Genomic DNA, 22707 nt, shown 5'->3' with positions numbered 1-22707 from the left:
CCGGTGAGCGAGCGGCTTGCCGATAAGGTATGCGGCATGTCGCTCGCCGTCGTCACCGACTCCGCCGCCTGCCTGACGGAGCCCCTCATGCGTGACCGTGCGATCGAGGTGGTGCCGCTGCACGCCATCCCCGCTGACAACGGCGAGCCCGGGACCACCTCACGGCCCAGTGTCCAGGAGCTGATGGACGTCTACCGACGCGCGGCCAACAGGGCCGAAGAGGTCCTGGCCATCCACATCTCCTCGGCCCTGTCCGGCACCGTGGACAACGCCCGCATCGCCGCCGCCCGGCTCGAGGCCGAGTACCAGGCCGAGTACAGCGGCCAGGGCGGGAGCGTGGGGCGCCGTCGCCCGCAGTGGCTGCGCGTCGTCGACTCCGGCACCAGCTCCGGCGCGCTGGGACTTGCGGTGCTGGCCGCCGCCGGCGCCCACGACGCCCGCCGCGGTGCCGCCCTGGCTCAGGCCAGCACCGCCCGTTCCTGCCAGCTCTTCGTTGTCGACGACCTGGGGCGCCTGGCCCGCTCCGGGAGGATCGACCGCACCACGGCCCGCCTGGACGGCGTTCTTGGAATCCGCCCGGTCCTGGCCCTGACCCGCGACGGGATCCGGACACTGGAGACCGTGCGCGGCGCGGCCCGCGCCAGGCGCCACCTCATCGCGCAGGCCGTCCGCGTCGCCGGTGGGACCGCCCTGTCCGGCCCCAGGCACCCCGCCGACCCGGTGCGCCTGGTCATTCAAGGAGACGACGCCGACAAGCTGGCGCTGCTCGAGACTGGTCTTCGTCAGGCCATGGAGGAGGCCGGAGCCAAACTCACCGAGGTCCTCACCCTCCCGGTCGACGAGGCGACGAGCACCCACGTGGGCCCCGGGGCCCTCGGCATCGCCGTCGCCCCGGACCTGCGGGCCTACTGAGCCGGGGTTGACAACGCGGCCCGGTTGCCACAGGCCGTCAGACGCCAGTGCTCTCCACAGAGCAGACGGCCTCTCCGTGCGCCTCGCGGAACCGGTCCCTACCGTCAAGGACATGGGAGCCAGAAGGAGCAGCACGAACAGGTCCCTGGATGACCTTGTGCGCCTGGCCTGCTCGACCGACCCCGAGGAGCCAGTGCGTCGGCCCAGGCGCCTCGCGATCGCGCCACGAGCCGCGATCATTGCCGGCTCCGCTCTCCTCATCCTGGCTCTCGCCCTGGCACTGAGGGCCGTCCTGGTCTCCACCGGTGCCGGCGGTCAAGAGGCCACTGCGGCAGCGGCGGGTGCCTCCGAGGCGATGCGGCCCCCGCCCACAGGGCCGGCCGCGACACCAGCCATGAAGCCGGCCACGGGATCGGCGGCAGAACCGGGCGTCTCGACGGCTCCAGCCGGCAACGTCGTCGTCCACGTCACCGGGGCGGTGACCAGGCCGGGGGTGGTGACCCTGGCCCCAGGAAGCCGTGTCACCGATGCCATCAGCGCCGTCGGAGGAGCCAGCGCGGACGCCGACACCCAGCAGCTCAACCTCGCCCGGGTTCTGAGCGACGGTGAGCAGATCCGGGTCCCGCGAGTCGGCGAGGTCCTGCCCGACCCCGCACCGCAACCCAGTGGGGCCGCCACCCCCGGTGCGGGAACAGCGTCGGGGAAGCCCGGCGGTGGCGGCTCATCCGGGATGATCAACATCAATACGGCCTCCGCCACTGACTTGGAGAAGCTGCCCGGCATCGGCCCTGCCCTGGCCCAACGGATCGTGGAGTACCGAGACTCCCACGGGCCCTTCGCCACCGTCGACGCCCTCACCGACGTCCCCGGCATCGGCAAGGCCAAGCTCGAGGGCCTGCGGGAGCAGGCCACCGTATGAACGGGGACCAGGGGCGGAGCAGTCCCAGGGCCCCGTGGGACGACCCCGCGCTCTACGAGCACCTGCGCCAGGAGCAGAACCGCAACCGGCACCGAGACGGAGGTCGGCACGCCACCTCCTCCAAGGCCCCCGACGCCCTCGACCTGCGCCTGCTCGCCCCGGCGCTCACCTGCTGGGCCGGCGCCTGGTGGGCCGTCGGACTCGAGGAGGCTGACGCCTGGAGACGAGTCCTGCTCCTGGCCTCCGGGTGCACAGCCCTGGCTGCGATGCTCGTGGTCCCCGTCCTACGTTTCCGGCCACCGCGCCACCGGGCCGACCAGCGCCCCGGCGCCCCCGAGCATGACCCCACGGCGGTGGGAACCCTCAGTGCCAGCCTGCTCGTGTGCGCCCTGTGCGCCGCGACCGTCCTGACCGTCAGTGCCGCCCACCTGTGGTCCCGCCAGCGCGACCCTCTGACCGTGGCGGTCGCCTCCGGGCAGCCGGTCACCCTCATCGGCACCGTCTCCCAGGAGCCGCGAGTCTCGGCCACCAGCCGCTCCACCCTGGTCATCAGCGCCCTCGACGTCGAACAGGTGGACGCACAATCCTCCACCCTGAGCGCCACCGTCCTGGGCGACACGCAGTGGTTGAGTCTGCCCATGGGGACCCGCGTCAGGGTGCGCACGCGCCTACGCCCCACCGGATCGGGACGTGTTGAGGCCGCCATCATCCCCAAGCGCGCCGGCCTCACGGTGCTTGGCCCACCGGCCGGGGTACTCGGGGCCGTCACCAGCATTCGCACTGGTCTTGCCCAGGCTGTTGGAGCCCAGGGCCTCGAAGGAGCGGGGGAGGAGGCAGGTCTCTGGCCGCCGGGAGCACGCGCCCTCGTACCCGGCGTCGCCCTGGGAGACGACCACGCCCTGTCGGCCCAGGTGCGCGAGGACATGCGCACCGTCTCCATGACGCACCTGACCGCCGTCTCCGGGCAGCATGTCGCCATCATCCTGGGACTGGGGCTGGCCGGCCTCGGGGTGCTGCCCCGGCGGTGGCGGGCTCTGCTCGGCACGGTCATGCTCACTCTCCTCGTCATCCTGGTGCGCCCCTCAGGCTCCGTACTGCGCGCCGCCACCATGGGGGCCGTCATGCTGCTGGGTGTCGTCGCCGGGCGACGCGCCGCCTCCGTACCCGCCCTGTTCGCCGGAGCCATCGTCCTACTGCTCATCGACCCCTGGCAGTCCCGCGACTACGGCTTCGCACTGTCCGTAGTGGCCACTGCCGGGATCGTCATCGGCTCCAAACCGGTCGCTGCCCACCTCTCACGTCATCTTCCCAGGTGGCTGGCCGCCGCCATGGCACTGCCACTGGTGGCCCAGGCCGCCTGCGGGCCGATCCTCATCCTCCTGCAGCCCTCGGTGGGGGCCTGGTCGGTGCCCGCCAACCTGCTCAGTGAGCCGGCCGCCGTCATCGCCACCATCAGCGGACTCCTGGCGGCGATGATCGCTCCGGCCTGGCCCGCAGCCGCCTCCGTCATCGCTTGGCCGGCGCTTGCGGCCTGCTCCTGGATGGTGTGGGTCGCCGGCTTCTTCGCTCACCTGCCCGGCGCCACCCTGCCCTGGCCGGGCGGCCTCACGGGAGCCCTGGCACTGGGGTCCTGCGAGATCGGGGTCCTGCTCGCAGCGGCTCCCCGTACCCGCCGCGCCCTGCTGGAAGGAGCCAGGCGGTTGACGCGGCCCGCTCATGGCAGGCTTGCCCCATGGCAGCGACCCGAACCTCCCGCTCCCGAGGCCAGCGCAAGGCACCGGCTGGACTGCGCTGGGACCAGGCCCAGCTGGCGCCGATCGTCCTCATCCGCGCCGGCGAGGAGGTCCTCGCCGACCGAGCGGTGAGAAGTCTTCTGGCGCAGGCCAAGGCCAAGGACCCCACCACCGAGATCACGCGCCTGGAGGCCGCCACCTACGAACCCCACCAGCTCGACACCCTTGTGTCCCCCTCCTTGTTCGGCGAGCCCCGGCTCGTCTACGTCCCCGCCCTGGAGCAGATGACTGACGCCCTCCTGAGCGACCTCATCGCCTACGTGGGCGCCGCCGACCCCGAGGTCAGCGTCATCCTGCGTCACAACGGGGGCCAAAGGGGCAAACGCCTGCTCGATGCCATCAAGGCCTCGCCCTACCCGACCATCCAGTGCGAGGCCATCAAGAGTGCCAAGGACAAGTCCTCCCTGGTCGTGGCCGACGTGCGCCGCGCCGGAAGAAGCATCGATCCCGAGGCCGTGGGCGCCCTCGTCGACGCCCTGGGCAGCGACCTGCGCGAGCTGTGCTCCGCCGTCGACCAGCTCCTCGCCGACACCCAGGGCACCATCAGCGTCGACCACGTGCGCACCTACTACGCCGGGCGCATCGAGGCCACCGGCTTCACCGTGGCCGACGCCGCCGCGGCCGGCAACACCCCGGCCGCCATCACGGCCCTGCGCCACGCCGTGGCCACCGGCACCGACCCGGTGGCCATCGTCGCGGCCCTGGCCATGAAGGTGCGCCAGCTCGCCCGGGTCGCGGCCGCCGGGGGGCGGCGTATGAGCCCCGCCGAGCTGGGAATGGCCCCCTGGCAGGTGGACCGGGCCCGCCGAGAGCTCCAGGGATGGTCCGACGACGCCCTGGCCACCTCGATCCTGGCCGTGGCCCGGGCCGATGCCGAGGCAAAGGGGGCCAGCCGTGACCCCGTCTACGCCGTCGAGCGGGCGGTCCTGACGATCTGCAACGCCCGCCGCTCCGGTACCCGCCGGCGCTGAGCCGCCCTCACACCCGCATGGCGGCCAGTGTGAGCGCCGTGGACATCGCCGCGCAGGCCGCCTCGTGGCCCTTGTCCTCCTCCGATCCTGGCCCGCCGCAGCGGGCCAGCGCCTGGGCCTCGTCGTCGCACGTGAGCACGCCGAAGCCCACCGGCACCCCGGTGTCGAGCGCCACCCGGCTCAGCCCGTCGGTGGCGGCCCTGCACACGTAATCGAAGTGCGGGGTGCCACCGCGGATGACGACGCCCAGTGCGACGACCGCCTCGGCACCGCCGCGCGCGGCGGCCGCGGCGAGTACCGGGAGCTCGAAGGAACCCACCGCCCGCACGACGCTCGCCTGGGCTCCGGCCTCCTCGACGGCGCGCAGCGCCCCGGCGACCAGGCCCGCCATGATGCGCTCGTGCCACTGGGCGGCGACGACTGTCACCCTCATGCCCCGTGCGCGGGGTGCGCTCTGCTCAGGTGCTCCGGAGCCGCTCATCGTGTCTCTCCTTCGTTCTCGTCGGTCGTGTGCCAGGTCGCGTCGTCGGCCCTCGCCTCGCCGGGCGGTGAGTCCGTGCGGGACCCGGTGGGGTCGAGCCCGGTGAGCAGATGGCCCATGCGGTCGCGCTTGGTGCGCAGGTAGTCGAGGTTCTCCCCGTTGGCGAAGGTCGGTGTCGGCGTCATGGAGCGGATGTTCACGCCATAGTGCTCCAGGCCTTCCACCTTGTCCGGGTTGTTCGTCATGAGCTCGACCGAGCGCACGCCCAGGTGCCGCAGCACCTGGGCGGCGGTGGCGTAGCTGCGGGCGTCGGCCGGCAGCCCCAGCGCGACGTTGGCGTCGAGGGTGTCCATGCCCTCCTCCTGCAGCGCGTAGGCGCGGAGCTTGTCGATGAGCCCGATGCCGCGCCCCTCATGGTCGGAGGCGTAGACGAGGACCCCGCGGCCGTGGGCGCTGATCGCCTCCATGGCGGCGCGCAGCTGCGGTCCGCAGTCGCAGCGCAGGGAGGACAGGACGTCGCCGGTCAGGCAGGCGGAGTGGACGCGGGTGAGGACGTCCTCACCGTCCGAGATGCGACCGCACACGAGTGCGAGGTACTCGGTGCCGTCGACTCTGCTGCGCAGGGCGTGGGCGGTGAACTCCCCGTGCGCGGTGGGCAGGTGCGCCGAGACGACCTCCTCGACGAGCTCCTCGTGCAGCCACCGGTAGCGCTCCAGGTCGCCGATCGAGATCATGGGCATGTCGTGGGCGTCGGCGAGCGTACGCAGCTGGTGCCGGCGTGCCATGGTGCCGTCGTCGTTGATGATCTCCACCAGGACGCCCACGGGCCGGTTGCCCGACAGGCGCATGAGGTCGACGGCGGCCTCCGTGTGACCGCGGCGCGTGAGGATCCCGCCCTCGCATGCACGCAGGGGAAAGACGTGGCCGGGGCGGACGAGATCGCTGGGAGCCGAGCCCGGGTCCGCCAGGACGCGGACGGTGCGCGCCCGGTCGGCGGCGCTCACACCCGTGGTGATGCCCGTGCGTGCGTCGGCACTCAGCGTGAAGGCCGTCCTCTTGGGATCGGTGTTGTGCTCGGTCATCATGGGGATCCCCAGGCGGTCGAGCTCCTGGGCCGCCATGGGCGCGCAGATGATGCCGGTGGAGTGCCGGATCGCGAAGGCCAGCTGCTCGGTCGTGGCGCTCGCCGCGGGCAGGATGAGGTCCCCCTCGTTCTCCCGGCTCTCATCGTCGACGACGATGACCGTCCGGCCCTCGCGGAGGGCGGTGAGGGCGTCCTCGACGCTGTCCATGCGCGTGTCCGGGGATGTGCTCCTGGTGCTCAGCATGCCTGCTGCCCCTCCTGGCTCAGGCGGGCGCCCAGAAGACGCTCGGCGTACTTGGCCATGACGTCGACCTCGAGGTTGACCCGTTCTCCCGGCCGCCTCGTGCCCAGAGTCGTGCGCCGCAGCGTCTCGGGGATGAGGCCGACGCTGAGCGACGCCCCCGCCCCCGGCGTGGGAGAGACATCGGGGGTGGCGTCGTGCCGGGCCTTGTCGACGTCGACGACGTCGACGACCGTCAGCGACACCCCGTCGAGGGCGACCGATCCCTTGGCGGCGACGTAACGGGCGATCTCCCGCGGCAGGCCGATGCGTAGGAGGTCCCAGTGCTCGCCGTGGTGGCGGTCGAGGACCTCGGTGGTGGCATCGACGTGCCCCTGAACGATGTGCCCGCCGAGCCGGTCGGTGGCGCGCAGGGCGCGTTCGAGGTTGACCGGCTCTCCCGGCTTCTGGGAGCCCAGGGTGGTGCGCGTGAGAGTCTCCGCCATGAGGTCGGCGGTGAAGGTGTTCCCGTGCACGGCGGCGACCGTCAGGCAGCACCCGTTGACGCTGATGGAGTCGCCCAGGCTCACGTCCTGGGTGACGGTGGGCGCCTCGACCGTCAGCCGGGCGCTGTCCTCGACGGTCTCGAGCCGGACGACGTGCCCGAGCTCCTCGACGATTCCGGTGAACATCAGTGTCTCTCCTCGATGTGGCGGTGGGCAGGGGGACGAGTGCGGTCCCGGGGGTCCGGGCGTTGAGCGCGGTGCCGCGGCCTGAGGACCGCAGGGGCGTCGGGGCGGATGTCGTCGGCCCCCAGGTCACCGGAGACGCGGACGGCGAGCTGGTCGCCCGAGCCGAGGACCTCGACGCGGGGGTTTCGCAGCCTCAGGGCGTCGGTGATCGTCGTCGCCCCGAAGTCGGCGAGGGCGGCCGGTCCGGCGCCGAGAAGTGCGGGGGCCGTGTAGGCGACGACCTCGTCGACGAGTCCGGCGCGCAGGAAGGCGGTCGCGAGGGTCGGGCCTCCTTCGAGGAGGACATGGCGGATCTCGCGCTCGGCGAGCACGGCGAGGACGGCGCGCGGGTCGTGGTCGGGCAGGAGGAGGTGGTGGTCGTCGGCGAGCACCCTGGAGGTGGGAGGCAGGCGCCTGGAGCCGACGACGACGCGCAGCGGCTGGAGGTGAGCCGGGGCGGGCTCTCCCGTCTCATCGCGGACTGTGAGGGCCGGGTCGTCGGCGAGGGCGGTGCCGGTGCCCACCATGATGGCGTCGCACTGGCGGCGCAGACGGTGGGCGTCGCGGCGGGCCGCCACCGGGGTGATCCACTGGCTGGTGCCGTCGGCTGCGGCGATACGGCCGTCGAGGGTGGCGGCGAGCTTCCATGTCACCATGGGGCGCCCGCGGGTCACGGCCAGGAGCCACGGGCGGTTGAGACGCGCGGCGTCCTGGGCGCACAGTCCACATCGTACTCGCACGCCGGCGGCCTCCAGCGTCGCTGCGCCGCCTCCGGCCTGCTCGGTCGGGTCATCCTGGGCGTAGATGACCTCGGCCACGCCCGCGGCGAGGAGCGCCTGGACGCATGGGCCGGTGCGGCCCTGATGATTGCAGGGCTCGAGAGTGACGAGGACGGTCGCTCCCTGGGCGGAGGCGCCCGCCGCGGCGAGGTTCGCCAGCGCGTCGACCTCGGCGTGGGCGGTGCCGGCTCCGCGGTGGTGGCCCTCGGCGAGGACGTCGCCGTCGGCGGAGAGGATGACGCAGCCCACCTGGGGATTGGGGCCGGGCGGGGCGTCGGGGGAGGCCGCGACCCGCAGGGCGCGTCGCATCGCGGCCGCCTGCACGGGGGTGAACGAGGTCATCCGGTCCTCTCCCTCGGGTGCGCTGGGGAGAGACACCGTCATACCGGACCGCCGGGTGCACGGCACCGGGCGAGGCATGGTGTGTCCCGTGTGCGCTTCCCATCCGGACTCTCACCGTCGGTCCAGGAGTTCCACCTGGTCAGCCGGTCGCTGGATGCGACCGGGTCGCGGACTGTCACCGCCGGTTCGGACTTTCACCGACCCCAGAGCACACGAGTTCATCTCGTTGGGGAGAATGTACCGCGCGCGAGTGCGTTCAGCCGTTTCTCCGCGCCTATGTGACCACCCCCACCTCAATGGGGTGTCCGGGTGCGGGCGCACCGCGGGAGGGCCGCCCGCACCGGGCCTCACTTCTTGCGGTACAGGGACTTGGTGGCATAGACGGGCTCGTTGGTGACCTGGACCCCCAGGGCGCGGAAGATGCCCTCGTCCACCGAGCCCAGGATCGTGGAGGTGTGGACGTCGCAGCCCCGCAGCGTCTCGAGCTGGTCGAGGGCCTTGCGGGCGTTGTCGTCCCCGTTGGCGGACACGGCCAAAGCGATGAGCACCTCGTCGGTGTGCAGGCGCGGGTTGCGGCTGCCCAGCCGCTGAGTCTTGAGCTTCTGAATGGGTTCAATGGATGCCGGGGCCAGCAGGTTGATGTCGTCATCGATCCCGGCCAGGACCTTGAGTGCGTTGAGCAGCATCGCTGAGGAGCACCCCAGCAGGGCGGAGGTCTTGCCCGTCACGATGCGCCCGTCGGGCAGCTCGATCGCCGAGGCCGGCTCGCCGGTGGCCGCGGCCACCTCCAGTGCGGGCGGCACGACGGGGCGGTCCTCCTTGCTCACCCCCACCTTGGCCATGAGCAGCGCGATCCGCTGGGACTGGACGGGGGCGATGACCTCGCGCTTCTCGGTCACCAGGGCCCGGTAGTAGCGGCGGATGATCTCCTGGCAGGCGGCCTGCCGGCAGGCCTCGTCGTCGCTGATGCAGTTGCCGGCCATGTTGACGCCCATGTCCGTGGGGGAGGCGTAGGGCGAGGAGCCCAGGATTTCCTCGAACAGGCGGCTCAGGACCGGGAAGACCTCGACGTCGCGGTTGTAGTTGACGGTCTGGACTCCGTGGGCCGCCAGGTGGAAGGGGTCGATCATGTTGACGTCGTCGAGGTCGGCGGTGGCGGCCTCGTAGGCGATGTTGACCGGGTGGTCCAGGGGCAGGTTCCAGATCGGGAAGGTCTCGAACTTCGCGTAGCCCGAGGAGATGCCCCGCTGGTGGTCGTGGTAGATCTGGGACAGACAGGTGGCCATCTTGCCGCTGCCCGGGCCGGGGGCTGTGACGACCACGAGGTCCCGGCTGGTCTCGATGTACTCGTTGCGCCCGTAGCCCTCCGCCGAGACGATGCGGGCGACGTCGCCGGGGTAGCCGGGGATGGGGAAGTGACGGTAGACCGTGATGTCCAGTGCCTCCAGCTTGCGCTTGAAGTCATGGGCCTGGCGGTTGTCCTCGGTCCACTGGGTCACGACGACGCTGCCCACGTAGAGCCCGTAGCTTCGGAAGGCGTCGATGTGGCGCAGCAGGTCGTCCTCGTAGGGGATGCCCAGGTCCGCGCGGACCTTGTTGCGGGAGAGGTGCTTGGCGTTGACCGCCATGACGATCTCGACCTCGTCGGCCAGCTCGGCGAGCATGACGATCTTGTTGTCCGGGGTGAAGCCCGGCAGCACGCGCGAGGCGTGCATGTCGTCAATGAGCTTGCCGCCGAACTCCAGATAGAGCTTGCCGCCGAACTGGGCGCGGCGCTCCGCGATGTGGCTGGACTGCATCCGCAGGTACTTGTCGCGGTCGAATCCGATGCGCAATGGGCTCTCCTTGAAGCGGTCTGATGAACGGGCAGAGGGTGACGGAAAAAAGGGGAGGGCGCCTCCCCGGTGGGAGGCGCCCTTCAGATGCTCACTGCTGCGGTGGCCTCAGAGGGAGGCGACGCGCTTGGCGAGCTTGGACTTGCGGTTGGCGGCCTGGTTCTTGTGGATGACGCCCTTGGAGACGGCCTTGTCCAGCTTGCGGGAGGCGGCCTTGAGGTGCTCGAGCGCGGCGTCCTTGTCGCCGGCCTCGACGGCCTCGCGCACGCGGCGCACGTAGGTCTTGAGCTCGGACTTGACGGACTTGTTGCGCAGGCGGGCCTTCTCGTTGGTCTTGATGCGCTTGATCTGGGACTTGATGTTCGCCACGGTGAAACTTTCTCGCGTCTGATTGGTCGATGGCCGGAGAGAGGGTTCGCGCCACGGGTTGACATGAGGTGGTGGGGCACCTGGCTGACCCGGTCGCCGGACCCCGCAGCCGGCCAGGCCAGAGGTCCAGTAGGCGACTGTATCATTCAGGATCCCCATGTCCCCAGGCGCGAAGCCGGGTCCAGGCGTGAGGTGCATCGCCCCATGACCCTCCGCGTCCAGGACGGGCTCCGGAGGTGATCAGGAGTGGTGGCGACGCAGAGCGGCCACGACGCCGTCGAAGACCTCGCGGTTCATCGTGGCCCCCTCGCGGCGCACGGAGTTCGGCTCCACCAGGAGCAGGCGGTCCAGGCGCACCTCACTGGGGCGGCCCTGCCGGTCCCAGTCGCCAGTGCCGACGTCGTACCAGAAGCGGCCCCAGCGCGCCTCCTGGGCGGCGTCGCGGTCGTGGTCCTTGCTCGTCATCTGGGCCACGACCAGGAGGGTCTCGTGGCGAGCCAGGACCAGGACCGGCCGGTCCTTGCCCTGAGTGGGATCCTCCTCGAAGGGAACCCAGGCCCACACCACCTCACCTGGGTCGGCATCGCCGTCGGGATCGGGGGAGTAGCTGAAGGCGGGCAGCCCCAGGGCGGAGACGTCGTAGACACTGACGCCCCGCGACGAAGGGGTCGCCGCGCCCGCCGCGGCGTCGCTGTCGTGGGCGCGGGGCCGGGTCGGTGACGGCTTCGCCGACGACGACTTGGGGGTGCGGGACTGCGCGGTCTCAGCCGAACCGGATGGCGTGCTGTCGGACGTGCCGGACGGCGTCGAGGACTTCTGGGAAAGGGCGTCGCTGACGGCGTCGGAGGCGGCGCGTCCGAGCAGGGTGAGGATCCGGTTGAGAAGGCTGGCCATGGGCGCCACCCTACCGTCGGGCGGGATGGGGCGGCTGCTGCAGGCTCACGACGGCGACCAGCGCCACCGGTGGACCTGCCTCGAAGCAGGGGGACCACCGGTGGCGCTGGCGAATGGGGTGATGGTGCGGTGCGCCCGGAGGCTCGCCTCGGTGAGGCGCTAGTTGCCCGTGCGCGTCACAGGGGTGCAGATCGTGTGGGTCCCGGCCTCGGTGCCGCCTTCATTGCCGGCGACGTCGATCTGCATGGTCAGTCCCTTGGAGGGGTCCTGGGGATCGCAGGTGCCCAGGGACTTCCAGGTCTCCGCGGTGACCGCCTCGGCGTTGACCTGGTAGGTGCTGGTGAAGGTCATCGTGGTTGACGAGTGGGCGTTCAGGGAGTCACCGGTGCGCAAGAACAAGGAGCCGTCGTCCTGAAGGGCATAGCTGTCCGGGCCGACCCACCGCGGGGTACCGGTACCTGTCACGCTCTTGAGGGTGAAGCCGGCCGGAACCCCGGGCCGCAGGACGATATCGGAGCTGGATCCATTGGCGTCGGTGGTGTTGGTGAAGGTGACGGTGTAGCCGACCTCGACCTCGTAGGTGCCGGTGGGCTCGGCCTCGACCAGGAGATCCGTGGGATGAGTCTCCACCTCAATCACCGGCCGGTGGTTGACGTAGTCGCTGGAGAAGGTCTGGTTGCCGGTGGTGAGTGCGGCCTTGACCCGGTTGCGTCCCACGACGCCGGTCAGGTCCACCTGGCAGGTGACGTCCTTGCCCTGGGGGACCTTGGCCGCTCCGCTGGAGACGCTGAGGTTCTCGGCCGGTCCCGTGGCGGAGACGACCTTGCCTCCGAAGGCGGTCAGGTCGCAGGTCAGGGTGCCCACCTGGGCCTGCCCCTTGGACCGGCCGGCGGAGATGGTGAAGTTGGACAGCGGCGTGGTGGAGTCGTTCCTCGCCGTCATGGTGAAGCGGGAAGTGTCCTTGGCGGCGCCGTCGACCCTGACGTCCTCGACGGAGACGGTGGCGTGAGCCGCGCTGGCAGCGGGCTTGTGCGCGCTGACAGTGGGCCGAAGAATCGCATTGCGTGTGGAGACCTCGATGGTGGGGGTGAAACGGTAGCTGCGCGCGTCCGCACCGGGAGCCGTCACCGTGGTCCCCAGATCCAGGTCGAGGTAGCTGGTCTTGTCCCATTGGGTGTAGAAGTTGATCTCATAGGTCAGCTTCAGGTGCTCAGGAGTGCAGGAAACGGCTTTGACCGAGCCGATGGGCTCACCCAGCAGGGGGTTGTACAACTCAGAGATGGAGCTCAGCTCAGAGTCTACGATCAAGGCCGGGGGCTCGCCGCCGCCGTTGTCGATGTAGAAGGAGCTCGTCCCGGCCACCTCGTCACCGTTCTGGGAGGGGCAGGTCCAGGTCCACTGGCCCGGCACGGAGTCCGCCTCAATGGTGACGTCTGTGGCGCTCTTCGGGGCAATAGCCGATGGGATACGGACCTTCCAGCTCAGACATCCCTCGGCATTGTCGGAGCCATGGCAGCCGGTACCGGCCGTGTGGTAGAGCCCCTCCACGGTGATGTCGGTATCGGCGGACGCCGGGGCTGCGAGGGCTGCGGCGGCGATGAGGGGAAGAGCCAGGGCAATGCGCAGGAGGCGCCGCCACGGCTGACCGGGTGGGGAAGGTGGGAAGTGCATGAGCACGCCTTTCGCTGAGGTGATGGGAATGAGAAGCGAATCGCTTCTTTGATGGATTGCTGGGAACGATGGTTTCGGGGCACTGGAACATGTCTCGCCGCGCTCGGTTTCTCGTTGCGTGAGAAAGTCATGTGAAGGTCGGATAGGCGACGGCTGTCACCTATCCGACCTTCATCCAGCCAGGCAGATCGACCCGTGCTCGTGCTCAGTTCTTCGTGTGCGTCACGGTGGTGCAGGTCGAGTAGGTGCCGGGCTCGATTCCATCGCTGCCGACGATGTCGATCTGAGTGGTCAGCCCCTTGGAGGGGTCCCGGGGATCGCAGGTGCCCAGGGCCTTCCAGGTGTCCTCGGTGACCGACTCGGCGTTGACCTCGTAGAAGGTGGTGAAGGTCATCGTGGTTGATGAGTGGGCGTGCAGGGTGTCTTCCGTGGACAGCGGCACGGAGCCATCCGGTTGGATCGCGTAGTCGTCCATGCTGATCCACCACGGGACACCGCTGCCCCACACGTACTTGAGGGTGAAGCCGGCGGGGACCCGTGGGTGCAAAACGATATTGGAGGTCTGTCCGTCGGCGTCGGTGGTGTTGGTGAAGGTGACGCTGTAGCCGACCTCGACCTCGTAGGTGCCGGTGGGGGCGGCCTCAACGTCGCGATCAGTGGGCTGGACCTTTACTTCGCTGATGGGGCGGTCCTTGGTGTAGTCGCTGGAGAAGGTCTGTCCGTCGGTGGTGAGTGCGGCCTTGACCCGGTTGCGTCCCACGATGCCGCTGAGGTCCACCTGGCAGGCGATGTCCTTGCCCTGGGGGACCTTCGCTGCGCCACCGGAGACCGTGAGGTTCTCGGCCGGTCCCGTGGCGGAGACGACCTTGCCTCCGAAGGCGGTCAGGTCGCAGGTCAGGGCGGTCACCTGGGCCTGTCCCCTGGACCGGCCGGCGGAGATGGTGAAGTTGGACAGCGGCGTGGTGGAGTCGTTCCTCGCCGTCATGGTGAAGCGGGAAGTGTCCTTGGCGGCACCGTCGACCGCGACCTCCTTGGTGGACACGGTGGCGTGAGCCGCGCTGGCAGCGGGCTTGTGGGCCGTCGCGGTGGGCGTGAGAACCAGGCTGCCCGCGGAGGTCGTGATCTTCGGGCTGAAGGTATAGCTGCGTGCGTCCGCGCCGGGGGCCACCACTGTGGTCCCGAGGTCCAGGTCGAGATAGGAGCTCTGGTCCCAGGCGGCGTCGAAGTTGACCTCATAGGTCAGGCTCAGGTGCTCAGGGGTGCAGGAAGCGGCTGTGACCGAGCCGGCGCTGTCCCCCTTCTGGTTGTAGTACAGGTGGTCGAAGAAGCCCAGGCCGGAATCGGCCAGCTTCGATGCGGGCTCGTCCTTGCCCTTGTCGATGTAGAAGGCGCTGGTCCCGGCTACCCTGTCGCCGTCCGGGGAGGGGCAGGACCAGGTCCACTGACCCGGCACGGAGTCCGCCTCAATGGTGACGGTGGTGGATGAGTTCGGGGCGACGGTCGAGGGGACGCGCACACCCCAGCTCAGGCAGCCGTCGGCACTGTCGGAGCCGTGGCATCCGGCGCCGGCCGGGTGGTAGCGCCCCTCCACGGTGATACCGGTGTCCGGGGTGGCGGTCGGGACGGCTGCGCTCACCGGAGCGGCGACGGCGCCGACGGTGAGCAGGGGAAGAGCGATGGCGACGCCCAGGATGCGTCGCCGCAGCCCAGCGGGAAGAGAAGGTGGGGTGTGCACGAGCACGCCTTTCTCCGAGGGGATCGGGATGGGAACCAATTGCCTCATTAATATATCGTCAAGAAGGACATTATCAAAAGGTTGGAATACTCCCCACATGCGACCTTTTCCCCGTTGGGAATGGCGAAGACGAAGGTCGGGTAGGCGACGACTTTCGCCTACCCGACCTTCGTCCTTCTGTCTTCCGTGCCTCTAACGGGGCACTGCGTTCTCAGCAGGCTTCTTCACGGTTGCTGTGATCTTCTGAGGGGTGTTGTCTGCGGAGGTTGTGACGGTTGGCGAGAAGGAGTAGGTGTACTCGCCGGACCCCGGGGTCGTCGTAGTCGTTCCAAAACTCAGGTCGAGGTATGAGCCCCCGGAGCGCACCAGGTGATCGATCTTGTAGGTGATGCTCAGATGCTCCGGTGTGCACGTGACGGCCTCGACCTGTCCGGCGCTGTCTCCGTATACGCCGTAATGAAGCTTTGCGGAGGACTTGAGGCTGGACTCGCTCAGCTTGTTGCTCGGGGAGTCGTAGAACGATGCCGTGCCGGCGATCCGGTCGCTCGCGAGGCAGTTCCACGCCCACCGGCCGGGGGCGGAGTCGGCCTCGATGGTGACGGTGAGGTCCTTCTTCGGTGCGATGGTGGACGGGATGCGCAGGCCCCAGCTGAGGCAGTCGGCGCTGGTGCCCGAGCCCTGGCATCCGGTGCCGCTCGAGTTGTAGATCCCGGAGGCGATGACGCTCTCGGAGGCGGGGGCGGCCTGCGCTGGTGAGGTGAGCAGGCCGGCGACGAGTAGGGGCAGGGCTGCGGTGACGCCGGCAAGGCGTTGCCATGACCGCGTGGAACGGGTGCGTAGTAAGCGCATCGGTCTGCCTTTCTCTGGGGTGGCCGGGTGGATGTCGGGTGGATATGGACTGTCCGACCAACATATAGTCCGAACAGTCAATATCGAAGGGGGAATGTTCCCCATGGAGCTCTATCCCAGGCGAGCAGGACACCGACGACGAGGGTCGGTGACACAGGTACTCCCGTGTCACCGACCCTCCGCTGTCCTGGACGGCCTGCTGATGTCGGCCGTCAGTGCTGACGCGTGGCCTCCTTCATGGTGGCGGTGAAGGCGACGAGGTCACTGCGCAGTGCTCCGAGCGCGTAGTGGCGGCGCTCCTCATTACCTCCTCTGCCGTTGTTGCCGGAGGTTGCCGCCACGATCTCGGGGGCGTAGCGCTCCACGATCTTGACTGTGGCCGATCCGCTGATGGCGCCGTCGGCACCGGCTGCGATGGCCTCAGCGACCTGCTCGGGCGTGGAGATGCCGAAGCCCAGCATCACCGGCGCGGCGGCGTCGGCACGCAGGCGCTCGACCGACTCGGCGAGCCCCACGGTGGAGGAGGCCCGCTCGGTGCCGGTGACCCCCACCCGAGAGACGGCATAGACGTAGCCGCGTGAGGCCGCCGCCACCGCGTCCAGGGTCTCGGCCGCAGCAGACGGCGGGGCGATGTAGACGGCGTCGACACCGGCCTCCTCGGCGGCCCGGCTGAAGGCGGCCGACTCGCGGATCGGGACGTCGGGCAGCAGCACCGAGTCGACGCCGGCCTGCGCACACTGGGAGTAGAAGCGCTCCAGGCCCATCGCGAAGGGGACGTTGCCGTAGACGAGCATGCCGATGGGCAGCCTCGGGTGGCGCCGGCGCACCCGCTGAACCACCTCCAGGCAGTCCTGGAAACTCACACCTGCGGCCAGGGCCCGAACATGCGCCTTCTGGATCGTGGGGCCGTCGGCGACCGGGTCGGTGAAGGGCACACCCAGTTCCAGGGCGTCGGCCCCACCGGCGATGAGCGCCTCGATGACGGCCTCGCTGGTGCCCGGGTCGGGATCGCCGACCATGACGAAGGGAACGAAGGCGCCCTCGCCGCGCTCCTTGAGGGCGGCGAACATCGCAGGATAGCGGCTCATCTCAGAACTCCTCGTCCGGTCCGGTGGTCGAGCTGGTGCTCCTGGCGGCGTTCAGGCCCGCATACTCGGTGCGCTTGCCCATCTGCTCCACCATGCGCGAGGCCCTGGCCACGGCGCCGTCGGTGGAGAAGGAGCCCCCCAGCCTCGCCTGCACCTGGTCGAGGTCCTTGTCCCCACGGCCCGAGAGGCACACCAGCAGGACCGGGGGCTCCTCGCCGTCGGGCACCTCCCGGGCCATGGCCAGGGCCTGAGCCAAGGCGTGGGCGGATTCCATGGCCGGGATGATCCCCTCGTGGCGTGACAGCAGCCGGAAGGCCTCAATCGCCTCGTCGTCACTGATGCCCACGTAGCGGGCCCTGCCGGTGTCCGACAGCCAGGCGTGCTCGGGCCCCACGCCCGGGTAGTCCAGGCCCGCCGAGACGGAGAAGGACTCCTCGACCTGCCCCTCGGAGGTGCGCATGAGGTAGCTGCGCGCACCGTGGAGGATCCCTACCAGGCCCTTGTTGATGGGGGCGCCGTGACGGGACGTGTCCAGGCCCTCACCGGCCGGCTCAACCCCGATGAGCTCGACCCCGGGGTCGTCGATGAATTCGGCGAACATGCCGATCGCGTTGGAGCCGCCGCCCACGCAGGCGATGACCGAGTCCGGCAGCCGCCCAGTCAGGCCCAGGACCTGGGCACGGGCCTCCCGGGAGATGACCCGGTGGTACTCGCGCACGATCGTGGGGAAGGGGTGGGGGCCGGCGGCAGTGCCCAGCAGGTAGTGGGTATCGGCGAAGGAGGCGGTCCAGTCGCGCAGCGCCTCGTTGACGGCGTCCTTGAGCGTGCCCGCGCCACTGTCCACCGGCACCACTGTGGCCCCCATGAGCTCCATGCGCTCGACATTGGGCGCCTGACGCACGACATCAGTGGCTCCCATGTAGATGGTGCAGTCCAGACCCAACAGGGCGCAGACCATGGCCGTGGCCGTCCCGTGCTGGCCCGCGCCGGTCTCGGCGATGATGCGCTGCTTACCCATCCGCTTGGCCAGGAGGGCCTGCCCCAGAACCTGATTGCCCTTGTGAGCGCCTCCATGGACCAGGTCCTCGCGCTTGAGCAGGATGCGGGCGTTGCCCTCCAACGGCAGGTTGCGCAGTTCGGTGACCGCCGTGGGACGCCCCAGGTAGCGCGTCATGAACGTGTCCAACTCGGCGGCGAAGGCCGGATCCGCCTGGGCGTCGATGAAGGCGTCCTCGAGCTGGTCCAGCGCCGGAATGAGCAGCTCGGGCACGAACTGGCCCCCGTAGGGGCCGAAGAAGGCGGGCAGTCGCGGGTGGTGCCCCGTCTCCTGACCATCCCGGTCCAGACCCGACGACGATGCGTCCTCGCCTCCCGGCTGTGGCAGCGGCACCGCGGTGGCCAGCTCCCGGGCGGCCTCGGCCGGGTCCGGGGCACCGGACAGGGACGAGCCCACCAGGAGTGCATCCACCAGGCCGGACAGACGCCGTACGTCGTCGGAAGCACTGACCCCCGACTCACCCACGAGGACCACCCCGGCCGGAGCCAGCGGGACGAGTTCCTCAGTGCGCACCAGGTCCGTGTCCAAGGTGCGCAGGTCACGGTTGTTGATACCGATGACCTCCGCCCCCAGGGCCGAGGCGCGGTGCATCTCCTCCGGGGTCGAGACCTCCGTGAGCACCTCCATGCCCAGGCTGTGGGCCAGCTCTGCCAGCTCGCGGTAGACGTCGTCGGGCACCACTGACAGCATGAGCAGAACCGCGTCCGCCCCCAGACTGCGGGCCGCCAGCACCTGGACCTCGTCGACGATGAAGTCCTTGCACAGGACCGGGGCGTCCACCACCTCGCGCACGGCCGCCAGGTCGTCGAAGGAGCCGTTGAAGCGGTCGGGCTCGGTGAGCACCGAGACCGCGGCCGCGTAGGGCGCGTACTGTGCGGCCAACGAGGCCGGGTCGTAGTCGGAACGGATAGTGCCGCGCGAGGGCGAGGCCGCCTTGCACTCCATGATGAGAGCCGGCTGCGGTCTGTGGCTCTGGCCGCTGCGGGTACGCAGGGCGTCCGCGAAGGAGCGCTGCGAGCGCGGCAGCTCTTCAGCTCTCAGGTGCCCGAAGCGGGCGCGCAGCTCATCAATGCGCTCGCGGCGCGCCTGGACGATCGAGTCCAGGACGGTGCCCGTGGCGATGAGACGCGCCTCGACCGGCTCACGGTGAGTGCGCTCGCCAGGGCCGGCACCATCGGGTGACGCGGTGGGAACGGGGGCGATGTCGGGGGTAGTCACGGCTTCTCCTCAGGCCGTCTCAGTGGCGAGGTCACTGGCTTTGGTCATGGACTCCAGGTGGCGGGCCACGCCACCGGAAAGGATCTGCTCCAGGGCAGCCGCAGTGCCGTCCGCGAGGCTGTCAGCCCGACCGGTGAGGTACAGCAGGGCACCGGCATTGACTGCGATGGCGTCGCGATGGGCGGGCCTTCCCTCACCCGAGACGGCCTCACGCAGCAGGCGTGCGTTATCGGCCGGCTCCCCGCCCAGCAGATCGGCCAGCTCGTAGGTGGACACCCCCAGATCCTCAGGCGCGACCTCATAGGCCCTGACCCCGTCGGGCGTCGCCTCACGCACGAGGGTCGGCCCGTGGACGGCGATCTCGTCCAGGCCCGAGCCGTGGACCACGAGCGCACGCTCACGCCCCAGCTGGACCATCGCCTCAGCGATCATGTCCAGCATGCCCGGGTCCCACACACCCATGAGCTGGAAGGTCAGGTGGGCCGGGTTCACCAGCGGCCCCAGGACATTGAAGATCGTGGGCGTGGCCAGCGCCTTGCGCACCGGCGCCACATGCCGCATCGCCGGGTGGTAGGCCTGGGCGAACAGGAAGGTGAAATGGTCACGGGCCAGCAGCTCGACCGCCGTGGCCGGCTCCACGTCCAGCGGCAGCCCCAGCTCGGCGATGACGTCGGCCGCCCCCGTCTTAGAGGACACGGCCCTGTTGCCGTGCTTGGCCACGGCGACCCCCATCGAGGCGGCCACCAGGCCCGCCCCCGTGGAGATGTTGATCGTGCCCACGCCATCGCCCCCGGTGCCGACGACGTCCACCAGTGGGAAGGACACCGGCGGGAAGGCCCGGGCGGCCTGACGGAAGGCGCTCGCGGCCCCGGCGACCTCCTGGGGCTCCTCGCCGCGGGCGTGCAACGCCGCCAGCAGTGCCGCCGTCTCCACTTCGGACAGGTCGCCGGCACCCAGGGCCGCGAACACCGTGGAGGCCTGCTCGCGGCTCAAGCGCCGTCCCTGAACCACCTCTCGCAGCAGCTCGTGCGCCTCCTGTGCCGTGGCAGCATGCGTGCCGCCCGCAGCGGCGGGGGCCGCGCCGTTGGTCTCACTCATCGGTCTGTAGCTCCTTATGCAGGTGGTTGAGGCTTGGGGTGCCCGGGGACGATTCTGCCCGAGCGGTGGCGCCGACGTCGGGATCTGCGGGACGACGGGGCGCTGCTGTGGCTCAGGCGGTCCGGGCCAGGTCGGTGGTGACGGCCTTGAGCAGGGCCGGACCCTGCGGGGTGAGGATCGACTCCGGGTGGAACTGCAGGCCGATCGCGGGCAATGACCGGTGTCGGGCCGCCATGACGATGCCACCGCTTCCGTCGCCGTCCACCTGGGTGGTTCGGGCCAGGCTGACGAGTGTCTCGGGCAGCGTGCGCGTGCCCAGCGAGTGGTAGCGGGCCACATCCAGCGGTCCGCCGTCGAGCACCGCGAAGGCCGTGTCCGCACGCCCCGCCTCAGTGACCTCGACCCGGTCGGAGCGGCCGTGGACCGGGCCGACCGGGCGGACCTGCCCACCACAGGCCTCGACGAGGGCCTGGAACCCCAGGCAGATGCCTAGCGTGGGAATCGCCTGCTCCATGGCGGTGGCAATGAGCTCCATGAGGCAGCCCGATGTCGCCGGATAGCCCGGCCCGGGGGACAGACACAGGACCGGGCGCCGCCCGGCCTCCCGCTCGGCTGCGGTGGGCTCCAGGGCGGCGAGCACCCGGGAGGTAGGCACGTTGTTGCGGTAGACCTCGATCTGGGAACCGAGGGTCGCGAACTGGTCGACGAGGTTGTAGACGAAGGAGTCGCGGTTGTCGAGCAGAACCACTCGAGCCGGCGCCGATGTCTCCAGAAGATGCTTCGCGGCCTGCTCGCTGCTGTGGCTGTTGGTGAGGGGCATGGCTCAGGCCTCCTTGCCGGTCTGGTCGATGACGAGTGCGGCGCCCTGAGCGGTGGCGACCGCCTCCAGGACGGCGCGGGCCTTGTGAACGGTCTCAGCGGCCTCGGCTGCCGGGGAGGAGGCCGCCACGACACCGGCTCCGGCCTGGACCAGGGCGGTCCCGGCGGACACGAAGCCGGAGCGGATGACGATGCAGGTGTCCAGCTCGCCGTCACCGCGGATGTAACCCACCGAGCCGCCGTAGGAGCCGCGGCGCACGCCCTCGGCCCGGCGGATAAGCTCGGCGGCCCGTAGCTTGGGAGCCCCGGTGAGGGTGCCCATCGTCATGGAGGCGCGGAAGGCGTCCAAGGCGTCCAGGTCCTCGGCCAGCTCGCCGGAGATCTCTGAGACCAGGTGCATCACCCGGCTGTAGCGGTCCACGCGCAGGAGGTCCTGGACACTGCGGCTGCCCGGACGGCTGACCCGGGCGACGTCATTGCGGGCCAGGTCCACGAGCATGACGTGCTCGGCGACCTCCTTGGCGTCGGTGCGCAGCTCCAGCTCCAGACGGGTGTCGCGCTCGTGGTCCACGGAGCCGTCGGGGTGCAGCCCACGCGGCCGGGTCCCGGCGATGGGGCGGATGGCGACCCTGCCACTGCGCACCGAGTACAGCAGCGCCGATTCCGGGGACGCGCCGAAGAGCTCGAAGTCCGGGGCGGCCAGGTAGAACATGTAGGGGCTGGGGTTGGCGTGACGCAGCACGTGGTAGGCGGCCAGCGCATCCGGGCAGGCGATGGTGAAGCCGCGTGAGGGCACCACCTGGTAGACGTCGCCGTCGGCGATGTAGCCGCGCATCTCCTCCACAACCGCCTCGAAGTCGGCGTCGGAGGTGGTGGGCACCGCGTGCAGGACAGGAGAGCCGATACCGTCGGCGGTCGGGGCCGGCGCCTCGACGTCGGTGTCGGCCGCGCTGTCGATACTGTCGATGGCGGCGGACAACGCGTCCATGCGCCGCTCCAGGCCGGCGGTGTCGACCGAGGCCCCCACCAGGGTCGCCTCCTGCGTGGGGTGATCGACGACGAGGATGATGCGCGCGTCGTAGAAGAGGTAGTCGGGGCAGGTGTTGGCGCCCTGGGCCACCTCGGGCAGGGACTCGAAGGTGGACAGGTAGTCGAAGGCGAAGGCTCCCACCTCCAGCGGCAGGTGGGGGTGGGCGACCTCGGCCCGGGCCAGGAGCCGTAGCGGCTCGATCGTGGACAGGGCGGTGAGCCGCTCGCGCTCCTCGATCATCGGGTCGTCGTCGGAGCTGGTGGGCAGGGCGAGAGTCAACCGGCCGGGGGAGCGGTCGGTGACGTGCTCCGCCAGACTCTCCTCAAGACGCGCCAGAGCCGCCAGACCATCGGCTCCAGGGCCCTGACCACCGACGGCGTCCAGCGCCTCAGCGGTGACGGTTCCGCCCCAGCAGGTCAGCCTGGCCGAGGCCTCCAGGACGGCGACCGTGGTGCGCGATGCCTTCGTGGTGATGTCGGCGCTCTCCAGCAGGACGCAGTCCACCGGGCGCGTGGGGCCGCCCTCTCCGGACGAGTCCGCAGTGGTACGCAGCAGACCGGAGCGGGTCAGCTGCTCCAGCAGGGAGCCGCCGTCGGCGTGGTAGCGCACCGAGCGCGTCAGCACGGTGGGTGAGGCGGCTGACGGTGCGGCCTCGGGGGTGGAGTCTGGCACGGTGGGTGGCATGGGGCCTCTTTCCTGAGATCGGGGTTCAGGCGGGCCTTTCACTCATGCGTCGGGCGGGCCCGCGGTGAGCGAGCCGGAAGGTCCTAACGCGTCAGGATGGTGGCGGCTCGCCTCGAGGGGAGCCACCA

The 22707-nt window shown here is 70.3% G+C and carries 19 protein-coding genes and 1 riboswitch; of the genes, 4 read left to right on the top strand and 15 right to left on the bottom strand.

What is annotated here, in order from left to right; all coding sequences use genetic code 11:
• Nucleotides 1-36: 36 nt before the first annotated feature.
• The 4 genes from RIV12_RS01710 (at nt 37) to holA (ending at nt 4595) form a co-directional block, all read left to right on the top strand.
• Entirely contained in the window at nt 37-912 is an 876-nt protein-coding gene (locus RIV12_RS01710) for a DegV family protein (protein ID WP_309321786.1), read from the top strand.
• 157 nt (nt 913-1069) lie between these two features.
• Nucleotides 1070-1831, top strand: coding sequence for a helix-hairpin-helix domain-containing protein (locus tag RIV12_RS01705; RefSeq protein ID WP_309321967.1), 762 nt, complete (start codon nt 1070-1072; stop codon nt 1829-1831).
• Complete coding sequence (locus RIV12_RS01700; RefSeq protein WP_309321784.1) at nt 1828-3696, top strand: ComEC/Rec2 family competence protein; 1869 nt, start codon at nt 1828-1830, stop codon at nt 3694-3696. The genes RIV12_RS01705 and RIV12_RS01700 overlap by 4 nt, the downstream gene beginning before the upstream one ends.
• Nucleotides 3693-4595, top strand: coding sequence for a DNA polymerase III subunit delta (holA, locus tag RIV12_RS01695; protein ID WP_256695434.1), 903 nt, complete (start codon nt 3693-3695; stop codon nt 4593-4595). Before RIV12_RS01700 ends, holA begins: the two co-directional genes overlap by 4 nt.
• 7 nt (nt 4596-4602) lie before the next feature.
• Here the strand turns inward: holA and ribH are convergent, their stop codons facing one another.
• The 15 genes from ribH to RIV12_RS01620 all read right to left on the bottom strand — a co-directional run bounded on the left by ribH (nt 4603) and on the right by RIV12_RS01620 (nt 22579).
• Nucleotides 4603-5076: a 6,7-dimethyl-8-ribityllumazine synthase gene (ribH, locus tag RIV12_RS01690; protein WP_309321783.1), complete on the bottom strand. Its 474-nt coding sequence runs from the start codon at nt 5074-5076 to the stop codon at nt 4603-4605.
• A complete protein-coding gene (locus RIV12_RS01685) occupies nt 5073-6404 on the bottom strand; it encodes a bifunctional 3,4-dihydroxy-2-butanone-4-phosphate synthase/GTP cyclohydrolase II (RefSeq protein ID WP_309321781.1) in 1332 nt (443 codons plus the stop codon). The genes ribH and RIV12_RS01685 overlap by 4 nt, the downstream gene beginning before the upstream one ends.
• Nucleotides 6398-7072 carry a riboflavin synthase gene (locus tag RIV12_RS01680; RefSeq protein ID WP_309321779.1) on the bottom strand — a complete coding sequence of 225 codons (675 nt, stop codon included), beginning with the start codon at nt 7070-7072 and terminating at the stop codon, nt 6398-6400. The genes RIV12_RS01685 and RIV12_RS01680 overlap by 7 nt, the downstream gene beginning before the upstream one ends.
• Nucleotides 7072-8232 (bottom strand): bifunctional diaminohydroxyphosphoribosylaminopyrimidine deaminase/5-amino-6-(5-phosphoribosylamino)uracil reductase RibD, encoded by a 1161-nt coding sequence (gene ribD, locus RIV12_RS01675; protein ID WP_309321777.1) that lies wholly within the window; start codon nt 8230-8232, stop codon nt 7072-7074. The genes RIV12_RS01680 and ribD overlap by 1 nt, the downstream gene beginning before the upstream one ends.
• A gap of 86 nt (nt 8233-8318) precedes the next feature.
• A riboswitch (FMN riboswitch) is annotated at nt 8319-8448 on the bottom strand.
• A 131-nt stretch (nt 8449-8579) separates the two neighbouring features.
• Nucleotides 8580-10067, bottom strand: a complete 1488-nt coding sequence (locus RIV12_RS01670; RefSeq protein WP_309321775.1) for a DUF1846 domain-containing protein — start codon at nt 10065-10067, stop codon at nt 8580-8582.
• 108 nt (nt 10068-10175) lie between these two features.
• Nucleotides 10176-10436 (bottom strand): 30S ribosomal protein S20, encoded by a 261-nt coding sequence (rpsT, locus tag RIV12_RS01665; protein WP_009396927.1) that lies wholly within the window; start codon nt 10434-10436, stop codon nt 10176-10178.
• A 240-nt stretch (nt 10437-10676) separates the two neighbouring features.
• On the bottom strand, nt 10677-11330 hold the full coding sequence (locus tag RIV12_RS01660) for a type II toxin-antitoxin system PemK/MazF family toxin (protein WP_309321773.1): 654 nt from the start codon (nt 11328-11330) through the stop codon (nt 10677-10679).
• A gap of 159 nt (nt 11331-11489) precedes the next feature.
• Nucleotides 11490-13001, bottom strand: coding sequence for a hypothetical protein (locus RIV12_RS01655; protein ID WP_309321771.1), 1512 nt, complete (start codon nt 12999-13001; stop codon nt 11490-11492).
• A gap of 205 nt (nt 13002-13206) precedes the next feature.
• Complete coding sequence (locus RIV12_RS01650) at nt 13207-14784, bottom strand: hypothetical protein (protein ID WP_309321769.1); 1578 nt, start codon at nt 14782-14784, stop codon at nt 13207-13209.
• A 144-nt stretch (nt 14785-14928) separates the two neighbouring features.
• Nucleotides 14929-15585, bottom strand: coding sequence for a hypothetical protein (locus RIV12_RS01645; RefSeq protein ID WP_075417218.1), 657 nt, complete (start codon nt 15583-15585; stop codon nt 14929-14931).
• A gap of 212 nt (nt 15586-15797) precedes the next feature.
• Nucleotides 15798-16673 carry a tryptophan synthase subunit alpha gene (gene trpA, locus RIV12_RS01640; RefSeq protein WP_075417217.1) on the bottom strand — a complete coding sequence of 292 codons (876 nt, stop codon included), beginning with the start codon at nt 16671-16673 and terminating at the stop codon, nt 15798-15800.
• Nucleotide 16674: 1 nt separating this feature from the next.
• On the bottom strand, nt 16675-18948 hold the full coding sequence (gene trpB / locus RIV12_RS01635) for a tryptophan synthase subunit beta (RefSeq protein WP_309321767.1): 2274 nt from the start codon (nt 18946-18948) through the stop codon (nt 16675-16677).
• A 9-nt stretch (nt 18949-18957) separates the two neighbouring features.
• Nucleotides 18958-20046 carry an anthranilate phosphoribosyltransferase gene (gene trpD / locus RIV12_RS01630; RefSeq protein WP_309321765.1) on the bottom strand — a complete coding sequence of 363 codons (1089 nt, stop codon included), beginning with the start codon at nt 20044-20046 and terminating at the stop codon, nt 18958-18960.
• Between the two features lie 112 nt (nt 20047-20158).
• Complete coding sequence (locus RIV12_RS01625) at nt 20159-20866, bottom strand: anthranilate synthase component II (RefSeq protein ID WP_178388805.1); 708 nt, start codon at nt 20864-20866, stop codon at nt 20159-20161.
• Nucleotides 20867-20869: 3 nt separating this feature from the next.
• A complete protein-coding gene (locus tag RIV12_RS01620; protein ID WP_309321763.1) occupies nt 20870-22579 on the bottom strand; it encodes an anthranilate synthase component 1 in 1710 nt (569 codons plus the stop codon).
• Nucleotides 22580-22707 lie beyond the last annotated feature (128 nt).

This window comes from Actinomyces stomatis, assembly GCF_031292835.1.
GTDB classification, from domain to species: Bacteria; Actinomycetota; Actinomycetes; order Actinomycetales; family Actinomycetaceae; genus Actinomyces; species Actinomyces stomatis.
This window is presented reverse-complemented; position numbering and strand designations above follow the sequence as displayed.

What these genes read in the sequence shown, in the direction of transcription:
- trpD (WP_309321765.1), bottom strand. Translation starts at nt 20,046, where the DNA reads ATGAGTGAGACCAACGGCGCGGCCCCCGCCGCTGCGGGCGGCACGCAT.
- RIV12_RS01685 (WP_309321781.1), bottom strand. Translation starts at nt 6,404, where the DNA reads ATGCTGAGCACCAGGAGCACATCCCCGGACACGCGCATGGACAGCGTC.
- trpA (WP_075417217.1), bottom strand. Translation starts at nt 16,673, where the DNA reads ATGAGCCGCTATCCTGCGATGTTCGCCGCCCTCAAGGAGCGCGGCGAG.
- ribD (WP_309321777.1), bottom strand. Translation starts at nt 8,232, where the DNA reads ATGACCTCGTTCACCCCCGTGCAGGCGGCCGCGATGCGACGCGCCCTG.
- RIV12_RS01625 (WP_178388805.1), bottom strand. Translation starts at nt 20,866, where the DNA reads ATGCCCCTCACCAACAGCCACAGCAGCGAGCAGGCCGCGAAGCATCTT.
- RIV12_RS01710 (WP_309321786.1), top strand. Translation starts at nt 37, where the DNA reads ATGTCGCTCGCCGTCGTCACCGACTCCGCCGCCTGCCTGACGGAGCCC.
- ribH (WP_309321783.1), bottom strand. Translation starts at nt 5,076, where the DNA reads ATGAGCGGCTCCGGAGCACCTGAGCAGAGCGCACCCCGCGCACGGGGC.
- RIV12_RS01650 (WP_309321769.1), bottom strand. Translation starts at nt 14,784, where the DNA reads ATGAGGCAATTGGTTCCCATCCCGATCCCCTCGGAGAAAGGCGTGCTC.
- RIV12_RS01700 (WP_309321784.1), top strand. Translation starts at nt 1,828, where the DNA reads ATGAACGGGGACCAGGGGCGGAGCAGTCCCAGGGCCCCGTGGGACGAC.
- RIV12_RS01680 (WP_309321779.1), bottom strand. Translation starts at nt 7,072, where the DNA reads ATGTTCACCGGAATCGTCGAGGAGCTCGGGCACGTCGTCCGGCTCGAG.
- RIV12_RS01655 (WP_309321771.1), bottom strand. Translation starts at nt 13,001, where the DNA reads ATGCACTTCCCACCTTCCCCACCCGGTCAGCCGTGGCGGCGCCTCCTG.
- RIV12_RS01620 (WP_309321763.1), bottom strand. Translation starts at nt 22,579, where the DNA reads ATGCCACCCACCGTGCCAGACTCCACCCCCGAGGCCGCACCGTCAGCC.
- RIV12_RS01645 (WP_075417218.1), bottom strand. Translation starts at nt 15,585, where the DNA reads ATGCGCTTACTACGCACCCGTTCCACGCGGTCATGGCAACGCCTTGCC.
- RIV12_RS01660 (WP_309321773.1), bottom strand. Translation starts at nt 11,330, where the DNA reads ATGGCCAGCCTTCTCAACCGGATCCTCACCCTGCTCGGACGCGCCGCC.